General features: G+C 36.6%; 12 protein-coding genes. 8 read left to right on the top strand and 4 right to left on the bottom strand.

Going from position 1 to position 13,618, the window contains the following annotated elements:
• Positions 1–38 precede the first annotated feature (38 nt).
• From yycF to F601_RS0107750, 4 genes are read left to right on the top strand one after another with little or no spacing between them, the layout of a single operon-like run.
• Positions 39–752, top strand: coding sequence for a response regulator YycF (gene yycF / locus F601_RS0107765; protein WP_018165108.1), 714 nt, complete (start codon positions 39–41; stop codon positions 750–752).
• On the top strand, positions 742–2,103 hold the full coding sequence (gene vicK, locus F601_RS0107760; RefSeq protein ID WP_018165107.1) for a cell wall metabolism sensor histidine kinase VicK: 1,362 nt from the start codon (positions 742–744) through the stop codon (positions 2,101–2,103). Before yycF ends, vicK begins: the two co-directional genes overlap by 11 nt.
• Complete coding sequence (locus F601_RS0107755) at positions 2,104–2,913, top strand: MBL fold metallo-hydrolase (RefSeq protein WP_018165106.1); 810 nt, start codon at positions 2,104–2,106, stop codon at positions 2,911–2,913.
• Positions 2,914–2,916: 3 nt separating this feature from the next.
• Positions 2,917–3,282, top strand: a complete 366-nt coding sequence (locus F601_RS0107750) for a YbaN family protein (RefSeq protein WP_018165105.1) — start codon at positions 2,917–2,919, stop codon at positions 3,280–3,282.
• 125 nt (positions 3,283–3,407) lie between these two features.
• Here F601_RS0107750 and F601_RS0107745 read toward each other — a convergent pair whose 3' ends face one another.
• The 3 genes from F601_RS0107745 to F601_RS0107735 all read right to left on the bottom strand — a co-directional run bounded on the left by F601_RS0107745 (position 3,408) and on the right by F601_RS0107735 (position 6,300).
• Positions 3,408–4,202 carry a formate/nitrite transporter family protein gene (locus F601_RS0107745; RefSeq protein ID WP_018165104.1) on the bottom strand — a complete coding sequence of 265 codons (795 nt, stop codon included), beginning with the start codon at positions 4,200–4,202 and terminating at the stop codon, positions 3,408–3,410.
• A 243-nt stretch (positions 4,203–4,445) separates the two neighbouring features.
• The gene (locus F601_RS0107740) at positions 4,446–5,675 is read right to left on the bottom strand and encodes an NAD(P)H-dependent oxidoreductase (RefSeq protein WP_018165103.1); all 1,230 of its coding nucleotides are present in this window, start codon (positions 5,673–5,675) and stop codon (positions 4,446–4,448) included.
• Positions 5,676–5,697: 22 nt separating this feature from the next.
• Positions 5,698–6,300: an NADPH-dependent FMN reductase gene (locus tag F601_RS0107735; protein WP_018165102.1), complete on the bottom strand. Its 603-nt coding sequence runs from the start codon at positions 6,298–6,300 to the stop codon at positions 5,698–5,700.
• 287 nt (positions 6,301–6,587) lie between these two features.
• Between F601_RS0107735 and rnc the strand changes: the two genes are divergently transcribed.
• Complete coding sequence (gene rnc, locus F601_RS0107730; protein WP_018165101.1) at positions 6,588–7,295, top strand: ribonuclease III; 708 nt, start codon at positions 6,588–6,590, stop codon at positions 7,293–7,295.
• A 41-nt stretch (positions 7,296–7,336) separates the two neighbouring features.
• Entirely contained in the window at positions 7,337–10,876 is a 3,540-nt protein-coding gene (gene smc / locus F601_RS0107725) for a chromosome segregation protein SMC (protein WP_018165100.1), read from the top strand.
• A gap of 48 nt (positions 10,877–10,924) precedes the next feature.
• Here smc and F601_RS12465 read toward each other — a convergent pair whose 3' ends face one another.
• Positions 10,925–11,773 carry a DUF6287 domain-containing protein gene (locus F601_RS12465; protein ID WP_018165099.1) on the bottom strand — a complete coding sequence of 283 codons (849 nt, stop codon included), beginning with the start codon at positions 11,771–11,773 and terminating at the stop codon, positions 10,925–10,927.
• A gap of 167 nt (positions 11,774–11,940) precedes the next feature.
• On the opposite strand from F601_RS12465, the gene F601_RS0107715 reads away from it, so the two are divergent.
• Together F601_RS0107715 and F601_RS0107710 are read left to right on the top strand one after the other, a co-directional pair.
• Positions 11,941–12,738, top strand: a complete 798-nt coding sequence (locus tag F601_RS0107715; protein ID WP_018165098.1) for a Cof-type HAD-IIB family hydrolase — start codon at positions 11,941–11,943, stop codon at positions 12,736–12,738.
• A 1-nt stretch (position 12,739) separates the two neighbouring features.
• Positions 12,740–13,558: a Cof-type HAD-IIB family hydrolase gene (locus tag F601_RS0107710; RefSeq protein WP_018165097.1), complete on the top strand. Its 819-nt coding sequence runs from the start codon at positions 12,740–12,742 to the stop codon at positions 13,556–13,558.
• Positions 13,559–13,618: the final 60 nt, after the last annotated feature.

Below are 13,618 nucleotides of genomic sequence, written 5' to 3'. Positions count from 1 at the left end.
CTGATGTCAGTAAAAAACCTAGAAAGGTATTTAATAGGATGAAGAAAATTCTTATTGTTGACGATGAAAAGCCGATTTCGGATATTATTAAATTTAACTTAACAAAAGAAGGCTATGAAACGGTCACAGCATTTGATGGTCGTGAAGCCCTAGAAAAATTCAAAGAAGAGGAACCGGATTTAATTATCCTTGATTTGATGTTGCCTGAATTGGATGGTCTTGAGGTAGCAAAAGAGGTTCGTAAAACAAGTCACCTTCCAATTATTATGCTTTCAGCTAAAGATAGTGAATTTGATAAAGTCATTGGACTTGAAATTGGTGCTGATGACTATGTGACCAAACCTTTCTCAAATCGTGAATTGTTAGCGCGTGTGAAAGCTCATTTACGTCGTACAGAGACTATTGAAACTGCTGTTGCTGAGAGTAACAATGCAGGTAATACTTCTGAAATCACAGTCGGTGATTTGCAAATTTTACCAGATGCCTTTGTTGCTAAAAAACGTGGTGAAGAGATTGAACTGACTCACCGTGAATTCGAATTGCTTTTCCATTTGGCGACACATATGGGACAAGTTATGACTCGTGAGCACCTTTTGGAAACTGTTTGGGGTTATGATTATTTTGGTGATGTCCGCACAGTCGATGTTACTGTACGTCGTCTTCGTGAGAAAATTGAAGATGTACCAAGTCGTCCAGAATATATTTTGACACGACGCGGTGTTGGGTATTTTATGAAGTCTTATGATCAATAATAATATTGTTGGGAACTTAACTTTTTTTGAACTATCTATCCTCATTTTATTGAGTTTTGTAGCTATTTATTTTATTCATTTAGCTTATCGTGATTATCGAAACTTTAAAACAATTCGTAGTCTTAGTGATAAGGTCAGAGAGTTGATAACTGGTAATTATACTGAGGATATCAATGTTGAAGGTGATCCAGATTTGGTAGAGTTAGCCGCTCACATCAATGACCTTTCAAAAGTCTTTCGCTTAACTCACGAGAATCTAGCACAAGAAAAAAATAGGTTGGCTAGTATCCTCACCTACATGACTGATGGGGTTCTTGCAACTGATAGAGCTGGCAATATTACCATGATTAATGACATGGCTCAAAAACAGCTTAATCTCAAAAGAGAAGATGCTCTCAAGCTGAATATTATTGATATCCTCAACACAGATCGTGTATATACTTATCATGAATTGGTTTCACAGACGCCAGAGGTTGTTATCAGTCGTCGTAATGAATTTGATGAGTTTATCACCTTACGAGTTAGGTTTGCACTTAATCGACGTGAAAGTGGCTTTATTTCAGGTTTGGTTGCGGTCTTACATGATACAACGGAGCAAGAAAAGGAAGAACGGGAGCGTCGACTCTTTGTTTCTAATGTCAGCCATGAGCTAAGAACACCTTTAACATCTGTTAAGTCCTATCTTGAAGCTTTGGATGAAGGGGCATTGAAAGAGGATATTGCTCCAAGTTTTATCAAGGTCTCATTGGATGAAACTAATCGTATGATGCGTATGATTTCTGATTTGCTTAATTTGTCTAGAATTGATAACCAAACCATTCAACTGGACATCGAGATGACAAACTTTACAGCCTTTATGACTTCTATCCTCAATAGATTTGATCAAATTAAGAATCAAAATACTATTAGTGGGAAACACTATGAGATTATTAGGGACTATCCTTTAACTTCAATTTGGATTGAGATTGATACTGATAAGATGACTCAAGTTTTAGATAATATTCTTAATAATGCCATAAAATATTCACCTGATGGTGGTCAGATAACAGTAAGTATGAAGACTACTGATAGTCAGCTGATTATCTCCATTTCAGATGAAGGATTGGGTATTCCTAAGAAAGATTTGCCTTTAATATTTGATAGATTTTATCGTGTTGATAAGGCCAGAAGTCGAGCTCAAGGTGGTACTGGACTTGGATTGTCTATTGCAAAAGAGATTGTTAAACAGCATAAAGGATTCATTTGGGCAAAAAGTACTTATGGCAAAGGATCAACCTTTACCATTGTTTTGCCATATGAAAAAGATTCAGCGATTTATGACGATGAATGGGAGGATGAAGAAGAAAACTAGATGTCAGATAAAGGTTTTAAATATAGTATTTTAGCATCAGGTTCAACTGGGAATAGTTTTTATTTGGAGACGGCTCAAAAACGAATCCTGGTGGATGCAGGGTTGACAGGAAAGAAAATCACAAGTCTTTTGGCTGAAATTGATCGTAAACCGGAAGATTTAGATGCAATACTTGTTACTCATGAGCATTCTGATCATATCAAAGGTGTAGGTGTCTTGGCACGAAAATACAATCTTGATGTTTATGCTAATGAAAATACTTGGAAAATCATGGACGAGCGTAACATGATTGGTAAATTAGATGTCGCTCAAAAACATGTCTTTGAACGTGGAAAAACACTGACATTTGGTGATGTTGATATTGAGAGCTTTGGTGTCAGTCACGACGCAATCGATCCTCAGTTTTACCGCTTTATGAAGGATGATAAATCGTTTGTTATGTTAACTGACACAGGTTATGTTAGTGATCGTATGGCAGGTTTGATTGAGAATGCAGATGGCTATCTAATTGAATCTAATCATGATATTGAAATTTTACGTTCGGGAGCTTATCCATGGAGTCTTAAACAACGAATTCTCTCAGATAAGGGTCACTTGTCTAACGAGGATGGTGCTCAAACAATGATTAGAACAATTGGTAATCGAACTAAGAAAATCTATCTTGGACATTTGAGTAAAGAAAATAACATTAAAGAACTTGCTCATATGACTATGGAAAACAATCTTGCAAAGGCAGATTTTGGTGTAGGAACCGAGATGAAGGTTTTTGATACATCACCAGATGAAGCACTGCCATTGACAGGAATATAAAAAATGAAAAATTTATTATTTACTTCACTTGGTTTTGTTAGTTTTGCTCTAGGTGCAATAGGAGTTCTTTTACCAATATTGCCAACAACACCATTTCTTTTACTTTCAGGTTACTGTTTTGCACGGAGTTCAAAGAAATTTGAAATTTGGCTAAGGAAAACAAAGCTGTATAAGTTCTATGTGGCAGATTATGCTGAAAGCAAAACAATTTCTTATGACCGAAAGAAGAAAATAATTTGGCAGATATATCTTTTGATGGGAATTTCTATTTTTGTAGCGCCAATACTTTGGGCCAAATTTGCATTATTTTTATTAACTCTATTTATTACTTATTATCTTTTTAGAGTTATTCCAGATAAAAAAGATTAATAAAATACCTTGGAGATTTCTTATTTTCTCCAAGGTATTTTACATATTTATAATTCTTAGAAAGTAATTTAATTCAAGTTGACTATTAATTATGATGTTGATATACATATAGCAATCTAATATAATCAGCTTTCTTTATGATTAGTTTTGGTTTGGTTGAGCCAAGCATATGCTATCCCAATAAACAAGCCAGCACCAAGCCAATTACCTAAGAATACCACTATCCATTGGCGAAGGATAGTGATTAGATTAAAGTCTGGAACATTTTCTCGAACATGATTGAAGGCAAGTAACATGAAAGATGCAAAATTAGCAATAAGGTGTTCATTGATAAGGAAGACAAACATAAAAATTGCTGAGAGAGCAACGAAAAATTTTGCAGATTCTTCTTTTAAAAGCATGTACCCTAAGATAGCAATGTTAACAAACATATTTGCTGTGATACCTTCAATAAAATTACTCCAATCAGATTTTGATAATTTGATGTTGACTGCATTCACAACGAAGCTCTTATCTCCTAAATTCATGAAAGAGAAGGATTGATTGAAGAGCCAAGCAAGCAAACAGGCTCCAACAAAATTAAAGAAAGTACAATAAAGCAGAATAATTATAGCTTTTTTCCAAGGGATTTGTTTGTAGTAGGCACCAGTTGTTAGGTACATCATATTGGAAGTTGCTAATTCTCCATTAAAAACCAACACATAGATAAGTCCAATGGCAAAAATAAAAGTAAAAACAAAGCGTGAAAGTGCAGGAAATCCAGTATTTATAACATCAGCACCGATAATCCCAACTGCTGTAGACATAGTGAGATAGGCACCAGCAAATATTGATCTAAGTGCATAGCGCCCAAGGCTCTCATTGAAAAGCGCTTCTTTTTTTTCACAAGCTGCGCCAACCTTCTCTTGAAATGGTGACATAGTTTACTCCTTTGAACATTTAATTTTTATGTGAAATGCAGACAGAAAGTCTAATCAGTATGATAAAAACAAAGAGGTTGGGCAAAAGTCACAACCTCGTTTTATTTTTTGAAATAGGACCAAGACACTAGCCTAGTGAAAATTCTTTTGTTTTTTAGAGTTCAGATTGTCCTGCTAGGTTTTTGTGGGTGGGATGATGAATTCTTTTTAATCCTGTTGAATTCTGTATCGCCTCATATTTATTTAATGTGATGATGCTCCAGAGTCAGCATCTGTTGTTACAGCTCCCCCTACAGAACTATCAGAAGCACCAGAACTTGCATCAACATGTGTTGCTGGACTAGCAGGTGTATTACCGCCGACAAGTCGTTGTCCAGTTGTCTGAAGATACCAGTCCAACCATGGTTTGAAGTTGAATACAATTTCATTTATACCAGCGTATGAACCATCATTATAGTACATTGCTTGATAGTTATGAGTATTCAGAACAGCTGGGTTTGGATTTGGAATCAAGGTACGCACATATTCTTGATTACCATTACGAAGTGTACCGATTACCCACTCAACGTTTTTCATGCGTTGTGGAGGGAGCGAAGCATGAACAGTTGACATACGACTACCAGATTGAGAAGGTACGCGTTTAGCATACATGGTATCTGGATCTTGGTGAGCATTATTGTAATAGAGAAATTGGTTATTATCATCCGCATATGTCAATTCAAATGGCATTGACTTAAGGAACATATTGATTTGATCAACTGTTAATATACCATGGTCAAGTTTAACATAAGTACTTCCAGATACAGCTCCAGTGATTTTAGCTACTTTTTCCACCCAATCTGGATCATCAGGGTCAACGTCTGTTACAGTTGTTGCTATTGGATGATTGCAATCCAAATCTTCTGGTTCAATCAGTTTTGGTTTTTTCAATGTAGATACAACCTCCACATATTTCACAAAGTTATCAAGGCAGAGCTCTAAGAATTTAACAGTCCCTTCATTGATGATATTTCCTTTCTCGTCAAAAGCTTCTTTTGCCTTTCCAAGAAGGAATTCATTTCCTGGAAGTGTATAAGCATTGACACCGGGGGCCTCTAAGATTTTTCGTAAGTGAACTTGTGCACGTGAGGTTCCTTGATCATAGTAAGATGCTCCAAGAATCATGACGGGTTTGTTTTCAAATGGGTGGACTTCATAAGACATCCATTCAAGGACACTCTTAAGTGCTGCTGTGATTGTGTGATTGTGCTCAGGTGTCGCTACGATGACACCATCAGCGCGTGTAATTTTATTATAAATAAGACGAAGTTGAAAACTTTCTTTCCAATCTTCATCTTGATTAAACATTGGTACCTCATCAATTTCTAACAATTCAAGTTCGAATTTTACTTTAAATTGTTTTCGGATGAATTCCAAAAGCATACGGTTATATGATTGATCGGCATTTGAACCGACGATTCCAACGAATTTCATTACTAATACCCTTTCCTAGATTTTATAGACTTTCCCAATTAAAGTTTTCTGCCTCTTTGTGCAATAATTCCTTGGCATTTGACAATTTATTAGTGATTTTGACGAAAAGGCGGAAGTCATCAAAGATTGCATCTAATTTTTGGATGATTTCAAGATCTACCAAATTTCCATCTTTATCAAATGCTTGAAGAGAATGAGAAAGTAAAAATTCGTCAGGTAAAACATTAGCCTTCAATTCTGGAGCATTAAGAATTTGTCGTAACTGTAGTTGCGCACGAGATGACCCCAAGGTTCCAAATGAAGCTCCTGTAATCATAACAGGTTTATTGAGTAATGGATATATTCCATAAGAAAGCCAAGCTAATGCATTCATTAAAACTGCAGGAATAGAGTGGTCGTATTCTGGTGTACCGATGATAAGTCCATCAGCATTTGTAATTTTCTCTGCAATTTCTAAAACAATTTCAGGAACTTTCTTATTAGTTGGTTTATTAAAAACAGGGAGATCTTTTATTTCAACGAGCTCAATTTCAGCTTTGTCTGCAAAGTGATTTTGCATATACTGAAGAAGCTGGCGATTAGTTGACTTAGTGGAGTTAGTTCCAACTAGTCCAATGAGTTTCATTTTGGTACCTCTTTTCTAAAGGAGTGATATATTGTCGATTTGACAGAAAAAATTCTGGCAAATGATTTGCAATAATATGATAACGCTTTCTGAAGAAAAATGCAAACTTCCTTAGTGGTTTTGGTTAGAATTATTTCTTATTTTTTAAGTTTTTTCAATAAAAAATGAGTTTTTTGTCTAGGTTCATTATACTCCTTGCTTTTTCTGCAACCATTTTCTAGAATTATGGTAAAATATAATGAGTTGTGTCTGGATAAGTGACACAAGTAATTTTGAAAGGATTTTTTATGTTAACTTTAGAAAGTAAACTACAGAGTGAATTTGGCATTGTTTTTAATGACATTTCTTTGCTAGAAACTGCCTTCACACATACTTCATATGCCAATGAACATCGCCTCCTAAACATTTCACATAATGAACGTTTGGAATTTTTAGGAGACGCGGTTCTTCAATTATTAATTTCGAAATATCTGTTTAAGAAATACCCTAAGAAACCTGAGGGAGATCTGTCAAAAATGCGATCTGCAATTGTTCGTGAGGAATCATTGGCAGGCTTTTCTAGACAGTGTGGTTTTGATGATTACATTCGTCTCGGCAAGGGAGAAGAGAAGTCTGGTGGACGTGATCGTGATACAATTCTTGGAGATCTTTTTGAAGCCTTTCTCGGAGCTCTGCTATTAGACAAAGGTGTTGAAAGTGTTGAAAAATTTCTCAATCAAGTTATGATACCTAAGGTTGAAGAAGGTAATTTTGAGAGAGTAAAGGACTATAAAACGACATTACAGGAGTTACTGCAGACTAAAGGTGATGTATCAATTGATTATAAGGTAACAAGTGAGACAGGACCAGCCCATGCAAAAACTTTTGAAATGACAGTTTTTGTGAATGGTGAAGAAATCAGCAATGGGATTGGAAAGTCAAAAAAATTAGCCGAGCAAGCTGCTGCGCAAAAGGCACTTGAGGTGTTTCAAAAAATGAAAGGGAAAGGACAATAAGTAGGAGCTAGACTGGTAACAGTAGTTCTTTATGCTTACCTATGTTTTTAAAAAAAATTGAAATGCAAGGCTTTAAGTCCTTTGCAGATAAAACAAAAATTGAATTTGATAAAGGTGTCACGGCGGTTGTAGGACCTAATGGTTCTGGGAAATCTAATATTACTGAAAGTCTGAGATGGGCTTTGGGTGAGTCTTCTGCGAAGAGTCTTCGTGGTGGCAAGATGCCAGATGTCATTTTTTCGGGTACTGAAAGTCGAAAAGCATTGAACTTTGCACAGGTCATTGTGACTTTGGATAATAGTGACGGATTTATCAAAGATGCCAAAGAAGAAATTCGAGTTGAACGCCACATTTATCGTAATGGTGACAGTGATTATCTCATTGATGGTAAAAAAGTTCGTCTTCGTGATATTCATGATTTATTTTTAGATACTGGTCTAGGTCGTGATTCATTCTCCATTATTTCCCAAGGTCGTGTTGAGGAAATTTTTAATAGCAAACCTGAAGAGCGCCGTGCTATTTTTGAAGAAGCAGCTGGTGTTCTGAAATATAAAACACGGAAAAAAGAAACTCAGACAAAACTCAATCAGACTCAAGACAATTTGGATCGTTTAGATGATATTATCTACGAATTAGAAATGCAAGTTAAGCCTCTGGAAAAACAAGCTCAGACTGCTAAAGAGTTCTTAGTTTTGGAAGATAAGCGCAAACAATTGCAGTTAGATATTCTTGTTGAAGATATTCGAAATGATAAATCAAAATTATCTAAAGAAAATGATGATTTAGCAAGTGTTAAAGAACAATTGTCGACTTATTATGAGCAACGTCAACGTTTAGAGGAAAAAAATCAAAAATTAAAGGACAAGCGACATAGTTTATCTGAGGAAATTGCTAAAAAGCAAGGGACTTTGGTTGATTTAACACGTTTGATTTCTGAAACTGAAGGAAAAATTGATGTGATTCGTTTGCAATCTAGTCAATCTGAGGAGAAAAAACAGGAAGCAAAACGTCGTCTGCAAGATTTAATAAATCAAAAAGAAGAACTCGAACTTGAATTAGAGACTAAGCGACAGAACCTTGTCCAGATGGAGCAAAGGCTTTCTCAAACTCAAGAGAAAATCCTAAAAATTGAAGAGGAACTTGCTCTCTTTTCTACCGATCCAGATCAAATTATTGAGAATCTTCGAGAAGAATTTGTTTCTCTCATGCAAAAAGAAGCGGAGCTTTCCAATAACTTGACGATGTTGATTTCTGAAATGGAAAATCAAAAGCAACTGTCTGAGAATCAAACCGCAGAGCTTGTTAACTTGGAAGAGCAGCTTAACTCACTTAAATATTCGGGGCAAGAAGCTCTTGAAAAATATGAGTCAGCAAAGGCTGATTTAATTAAACTCCGTCAAGACTATCAAAACCTTTATCATGAAGTAAGGCAAAGTGAAGAAAGCTATCAAACTCAGCAGACTAAGATGTTTGATGTCATGGATGATATCAAATCAAAAGAGGCTCGAAAGAATAGTTTGGAAGCGATTCTTAAAAGTCATAGCAATTTTTATGTCGGTGTAAAATCTGTCTTACAGGCCAGTCAACAAATCGGTGGCCTTATCGGTGCTGTAAGTGAACATTTAACTTTTGATCGCAACTATCAAACTGCCCTAGAAATTGCTTTGGGCGGAAGCGCTCAGCATGTCATTGTAGAAGATGAAGCTGCTGCTAAACGCTCAATTGCTTACCTAAAGCAAAATCGTCAGGGGCGTGCTACATTCTTACCATTAACAACGATAAAAGCTCGTCAACTATCAAGTCAAAACCAGTCTAAATTAGAAACAAGTCCTGGTTTTCTTGGTCTTGCTAGTGATTTAGTGAGTTTTGAGCCCCGACTAGAGTCAATTTTTAAAAATCTTCTTGGTGTGACAGCTATTTTTGATACGATTGACAATGCCAATAAAGCTGCGCGTGCTCTTAATTATCAAGTTCGATTGGTAACTTTGGATGGTACAGAACTTCGCCCTGGCGGCTCTTTCTCTGGTGGTGCTAATCGTCAAAATAATACTACCTTTATCAAGCCTGAGCTAGATTCTATTAATGTAGAACTTGAAAAAGCGAGACAAGACTTACGTCAGCAAGAAGTTGAGGTATCTTCTCTTCAAGAAAGGTTGAAAGAGCAGCAAAGTCAACTGGAAAGCCTGAAAAATCAGGGTGAGTCTGCAGGCTTGGCTGAGCAAAAGGCAGAGCTTGAGTATCAGCAAATTGCTGACCGTTTAACAGATTTGACAAAAGTTTATCAAGGACTGAAAGCAAGCAGTAGCAGTGCTGATAGCTCAGACTTTGATAGTCGAAGGAATGCTTTGGAAAACCAACTTGAACAGATTGGTGTTCAAAAGGAAAAGGTGACAGCTGAAATTGATAAAATTAAGGCCGATAAGGATTCAATTAACCTTAAAGTCACAGAATTAAACAATCAACTCTCTCAGGCTAAATTGCAGGAACGTGATCTCCTCAGTGAGAAGAAGTTTGAACATAGCAATCAAACTCGTTTAGAAATTAACTTATCACAAACTAAAACTGAAATAGGCCAGCTAGAAGAACTTCTTATTGCTCAAGCTGAGAACCTTCCAATACAAGAACTTCCAACACTTGAAAAACAATTGGATGAAGCAATCAGCCGTAAATCTGCAGATGAAGAGCGTCTAATCCAATTACGTTTTGAATTAGAAGATTGTGAAGCTGCTTTGGATGATGTTACAGAACAAGTACAGAAGGCTAGTCAGCAGAATGAAAGCCTTATTCGTCAACAGGCTCAGCATGAAGCTGAAATAGATAAGTTATCAGATCGTTTACGTGACCATTCTAGATTGTTATCAGAGGACTATAGCGTAACATTTGAAGAAGCAGAGGAAATAGCTAATATCTTGGAAGATATTCTTGAATCAAGACAAGAATTACAGAATTTACGTCGTCAAATAAGAGCACTAGGACCAGTAAATCTGGAGGCTATTGAACAATATGATGAAGTTAACGACCGTTTGATTTTCCTTAATGGTCAGAAGGAAGATCTTGTCCATGCCAAAAATCTTCTTCTTGAGACAATCAATGATATGGACGAAGAAGTTAAATCTCGCTTTAGAGTTACTTTTGAAGCTATTAGAGAAAGTTTTAAACTAACTTTTACTCAGATGTTTGGTGGAGGGTCAGCTGATCTTTATTTAACAGAAGGTGACTTGCTTAATGCAGGTGTTGAGATTTCAGTGCAACCTCCTGGTAAGAAGATTCAATCTCTTAACCTTATGTCTGGTGGAGAGAAGGCACTCTCAGCACTTGCTCTGCTATTTGCCATTATCCGCGTCAAAACGATTCCTTTTGTGATACTTGACGAAGTTGAGGCTGCGCTTGATGAGGCCAATGTCAAACGTTTTGGGGATTACCTCAATCGTTTTGATAAGTCTAGTCAATTTATTGTTGTTACTCACCGCAAGGGGACAATGGCTGCCGCAGATAGCATTTATGGTGTTACCATGCAGGAATCTGGTGTTTCTAAGATTGTATCTGTTAAACTCAAAGATGCTGAAAGTTTAGTCAATTAATCCACATGATATAGAATAATCCCAGTTCAAATGAGCTGGGATTGTTTGTTATTCACCAGTTTTGGTTTCAGAATGCCCTTCACTAATTGAGTCAGAGGCTTCTCCCTGGCTTTTTTCCTCGATTTCCTGCTTGATTTCTTCCTCAATCACGTCAGTATCTTCTGTAATTTTGTCTTCTGCTTGAACCTGGGTGTAGAGGTCAGAAACTTTGTAGAAAACAGAATTGACAAATTGACTTGTTGATTCAAAGTCAAAGCGGTTAGTTTGGCTGGCAAATAAGCGGTCGCGACCAAAGTCTGAGGGGTCTGACTTTGTAATTCCAAAATGCCAAGTAGGGATTTCTAGACCTGCGGGATAAAAATACAAGACGAAACCACCGCTACCTTGTCCTTCAAGAACATCGACATAGGAAACTGCTTCGCCATTGGCATCATAGTTAATTGGTGACATTGTTAGTTTTCCATCAATGCTAACTAATCCCTGAGGGCTAAATTCAAAGGTATACCCATTGGCGTCAGACCAAGTTCCTGATAGACTTGAAAAGTCTCCCATCGATAGATTGTAGAAATTGAATTGACTTGATTGGTTACTAATTTGGCGTTTGTTTAGAATTGACTGCCCTTCATTAACATGATCATCGGTTACTTTCTGTTCAACAGGTTTAGCTAGAAGATCTGCACGGAGTGAGGGGGTTGCTTGTGTAGGAGTAGTCGATGTTGAAGGTAGAGTTTTTGACTCCAAATCTTTGGGATTACGATCAATCTTTGAGCTTGAGTTTTTAGTAGTTACTCGGTTAGGAATAGGATTAGTGTCCCTGTCTTTTAGAGCAAAATAGCTGCCAGTAGACAAAAGTAAGACGAGACTAGATGTAAGTGCGATAGCTGATGTTTTTTTCATAGTAAACTCCTTTTTGTATTCAATATAGTAATTCGAAAAAAATTTTGTGTTTTTAGAAAAATCTTTAGAAAAAGCTTTAAATATGCTTTCAGATTTCCTTTGGAATTTCCCAAAAGTTTCTTAAAATTTGATACAATATAAATACGTAAACATTTAGGGGTATGACGATGATAAAATTAGTAGCAACGGATATGGACGGAACTTTTTTGGATGGCAATGGACAGTACAATGCTAGCCGTCTTGAAGCTGTCTTAGATAGATTTGATGATCTAGGTATTAGATTTGCAGTTGCTAGCGGGAGATCACTTTTAGCTTTGACAAAAATGTTTGAAGATTTTGCGGATAGAATCATTTTTATTGCTGAAAATGGGAATGTGGTAAAGGTTGGTGATGACATCATCTTTGAGGCTAATTTATCTTCTGATCAATATTTGGATATTTCAAAAACCTTACTTGGTATTCCTTATATGGCTGATTATGATTTTCTTTTATCAGGTGAAAAAGGTGCCTACGTCCATAACAAGTCTAGTAAGGACTATGTGGATTTTATCAGTCATTATTATGAGAATGTTCAGCGTGTTCCTGATTTTGATAATCTGAGTGATAAGATTTTCAAATTAACAGCAAACTTTGCTGAAGAGACAGTGAGAGAAGGAGAAGCCTGGGTTAATCAAAAAATCCCCTATGTTCAAGCAGTGACAACTGGCTTCAAATCAATAGATATTATTTTAAGAGATGTCGACAAGAGTACAGGAATAGCAGAAATCTGTAAGCATTTTGGCATCAGTCAATCTGAAATTATAGCCTTTGGAGACAACTTAAATGATTTTGAAATGCTTGAATATGCAGGCACAGCTATTGCCACCGAAAATGCAAGAGATGAAATAAAAGCAATCTCTCAACAAATTATCGGACCTTGTCACGAGGAGTCGGTGATGGCTTATATGGAAGGAATGGTTAAATAAGATGGCAATTAAGTTACTTGCACTAGATATGGATGGAACGCTTTTTACAAAAGATAAAAAAGTAACGAGTGAGAACCGAAAAGCCTTGAAAGCTGCTGAAGAAAGAGGAGTCCATGTTGTCATTACTACGGGCCGTCCTTTGATTGCCATTAAAAATGTTTTAGAAGACTTGGACCTTTATAACGAAGAACATTATAGTATCACCTTCAATGGGGGGCTTGTTCAGCGCAATAATGGTGACATTTTAGATAAAAATGTTATGACTAGGGAAGAGTTGCGAACAATTTATGATATCATTGAACCCCTTGCACTTCCTATGGATGTCCTTAGTGAAGGGATTGTATACAGCCTCCCAAGTAGAGGCAATCACTCCCTCTATCATCAGGCTAACCCGATGCTAGATTTCGTTCAGGTTCCAACATTTGAAGAAATTCCTGAAGATATCGTTTATAATAAGGTTGTAGTTGTAATTGACGAAGATTTTCTCGATCAACAAATTACCAAACTTCCTAGTGAATTATATGACCAATTTGAAGTCTTTAAATCACGTGAGATTATTCTTGAAATGATGCCCAAAGGTGTTCATAAAGCTTTTGGATTGGATTTGCTAATCAAGCACCTTGGCATTAAACAAGAAGAAGTAATGGCTATGGGAGATGAGGAAAATGACCTTAGTATGCTAGAATGGGCTGGCTGGGGTGTTGCTATGGCTAATGGCGTAGCTATTGCCAAAGAAAAAGCTAACGCAGTCACAACTCGTACCAATGATGAGTCTGGCGTTGCCGAAGCAGTGCAGAAATATATTTTAAGTCAAGATTAGAAAGGGTCGTTTTAACGACTGGGTTTATAAGATGGGATTATTTGACCGTTTATTCGGAAA

The organism is Streptococcus henryi DSM 19005, assembly GCF_000376985.1.
GTDB classification, from domain to species: domain Bacteria; phylum Bacillota; class Bacilli; order Lactobacillales; family Streptococcaceae; genus Streptococcus; species Streptococcus henryi.
Note: the sequence above shows the minus strand (reverse complement) of the source record. Positions and strands in the feature narration are given on the sequence as shown.

What these genes read in the sequence shown, in the direction of transcription:
- rnc (WP_018165101.1), top strand. Translation starts at nt 6,588, where the DNA reads ATGTTAACTTTAGAAAGTAAACTACAGAGTGAATTTGGCATTGTTTTT.
- F601_RS0107750 (WP_018165105.1), top strand. Translation starts at nt 2,917, where the DNA reads ATGAAAAATTTATTATTTACTTCACTTGGTTTTGTTAGTTTTGCTCTA.
- F601_RS0107710 (WP_018165097.1), top strand. Translation starts at nt 12,740, where the DNA reads ATGGCAATTAAGTTACTTGCACTAGATATGGATGGAACGCTTTTTACA.
- F601_RS0107715 (WP_018165098.1), top strand. Translation starts at nt 11,941, where the DNA reads ATGATAAAATTAGTAGCAACGGATATGGACGGAACTTTTTTGGATGGC.
- F601_RS0107755 (WP_018165106.1), top strand. Translation starts at nt 2,104, where the DNA reads ATGTCAGATAAAGGTTTTAAATATAGTATTTTAGCATCAGGTTCAACT.
- F601_RS0107735 (WP_018165102.1), bottom strand. Translation starts at nt 6,300, where the DNA reads ATGAAACTCATTGGACTAGTTGGAACTAACTCCACTAAGTCAACTAAT.
- F601_RS0107745 (WP_018165104.1), bottom strand. Translation starts at nt 4,202, where the DNA reads ATGTCACCATTTCAAGAGAAGGTTGGCGCAGCTTGTGAAAAAAAAGAA.
- yycF (WP_018165108.1), top strand. Translation starts at nt 39, where the DNA reads ATGAAGAAAATTCTTATTGTTGACGATGAAAAGCCGATTTCGGATATT.
- smc (WP_018165100.1), top strand. Translation starts at nt 7,337, where the DNA reads ATGTTTTTAAAAAAAATTGAAATGCAAGGCTTTAAGTCCTTTGCAGAT.
- vicK (WP_018165107.1), top strand. Translation starts at nt 742, where the DNA reads ATGATCAATAATAATATTGTTGGGAACTTAACTTTTTTTGAACTATCT.
- F601_RS0107740 (WP_018165103.1), bottom strand. Translation starts at nt 5,675, where the DNA reads ATGAAATTCGTTGGAATCGTCGGTTCAAATGCCGATCAATCATATAAC.
- F601_RS12465 (WP_018165099.1), bottom strand. Translation starts at nt 11,773, where the DNA reads ATGAAAAAAACATCAGCTATCGCACTTACATCTAGTCTCGTCTTACTT.